The organism is Halalkalibacter hemicellulosilyticusJCM 9152 (assembly GCF_000513115.1).
In the GTDB taxonomy this organism is placed as follows: Bacteria; Bacillota; Bacilli; order Bacillales; family Bacillaceae_D; genus Halalkalibacter; species Halalkalibacter hemicellulosilyticus.
Window position 1 is genome coordinate 1 of record NZ_BAUU01000088.1, and the last position, 1,621, is coordinate 1,621.

The 1,621-nt window shown below is 53.8% G+C and carries 1 rRNA gene; it reads right to left on the minus strand.

Annotated elements, in window-relative coordinates:
* Nucleotides 1–57: 57 nt before the first annotated feature.
* Nucleotides 58–1,609 (minus strand): 16S ribosomal RNA (locus tag JCM9152_RS20950).
* Nucleotides 1,610–1,621 lie beyond the last annotated feature (12 nt).

Consider the following 1,621-nt stretch of genomic DNA (forward strand, 5'->3'; position numbering starts at 1 on the left):
GAACCGAAGCGTCAAACAACCGAAGTTGTTCGTCGATTAGAGTTAGTTACTCCATAGAAAGGAGGTGATCCAGCCGCACCTTCCGATACGGCTACCTTGTTACGACTTCACCCCAATCATCTGTCCCACCTTAGGCGGCTGGCTCCAAAAGGTTACCCCACCGACTTCGGGTGTTACAAACTCTCGTGGTGTGACGGGCGGTGTGTACAAGGCCCGGGAACGTATTCACCGCGGCATGCTGATCCGCGATTACTAGCAATTCCGGCTTCATGTAGGCGAGTTGCAGCCTACAATCCGAACTGAGAATGGCTTTATGGGATTGGCTTCACCTCGCGGCTTCGCTGCCCTTTGTACCATCCATTGTAGCACGTGTGTAGCCCAGGTCATAAGGGGCATGATGATTTGACGTCATCCCCACCTTCCTCCGGTTTGTCACCGGCAGTCACCTTAGAGTGCCCAACTGAATGCTGGCAACTAAGATCAAGGGTTGCGCTCGTTGCGGGACTTAACCCAACATCTCACGACACGAGCTGACGACAACCATGCACCACCTGTCACTTTGTCCCCCGAAGGGGAAAGCTCTATCTCTAGAGTGGTCAAAGGATGTCAAGACCTGGTAAGGTTCTTCGCGTTGCTTCGAATTAAACCACATGCTCCACTGCTTGTGCGGGCCCCCGTCAATTCCTTTGAGTTTCAACCTTGCGGTCGTACTCCCCAGGCGGAGTGCTTAATGTGTTAACTTCGGCACTAAGGGCATCGAAACCCCTAACACCTAGCACTCATCGTTTACGGCGTGGACTACCAGGGTATCTAATCCTGTTTGCTCCCCACGCTTTCGCGCCTCAGCGTCAGTTACAGACCAGAGAGTCGCCTTCGCCACTGGTGTTCCTCCACATCTCTACGCATTTCACCGCTACACGTGGAATTCCACTCTCCTCTTCTGTACTCAAGTCTCCCAGTTTCCAATGACCCTCCCCGGTTGAGCCGGGGGCTTTCACATCAGACTTAAAAGACCGCCTGCGCGCGCTTTACGCCCAATAATTCCGGACAACGCTTGCCACCTACGTATTACCGCGGCTGCTGGCACGTAGTTAGCCGTGGCTTTCTGGTTAGGTACCGTCAAGGTGCCATCCTATTCGACTAGCACTTGTTCTTCCCTAACAACAGAGCTTTACGAGCCGAAACCCTTCATCACTCACGCGGCGTTGCTCCGTCAGACTTTCGTCCATTGCGGAAGATTCCCTACTGCTGCCTCCCGTAGGAGTCTGGGCCGTGTCTCAGTCCCAGTGTGGCCGATCACCCTCTCAGGTCGGCTACGCATCGTCGCCTTGGTAAGCCGTTACCTTACCAACTAGCTAATGCGCCGCGGGCCCATCCTGTAGTGATAGCCGAAGCCATCTTTGAGAATAAACGCATGCACGCTCATTCTATCATCCGGTATTAGCACCGATTTCTCGATGTTATCCCAATCTACAGGGCAGGTTGCCCACGTGTTACTCACCCGTTCGCCGCTAACTTCCGGGAGCAAGCTCCCTTCTGTCCGCTCGACTTGCATGTATTAGGCACGCCGCCAGCGTTCGTCCTGAGCCAGGATCAAACTCTCCATAAAAGTTGAGTTTAA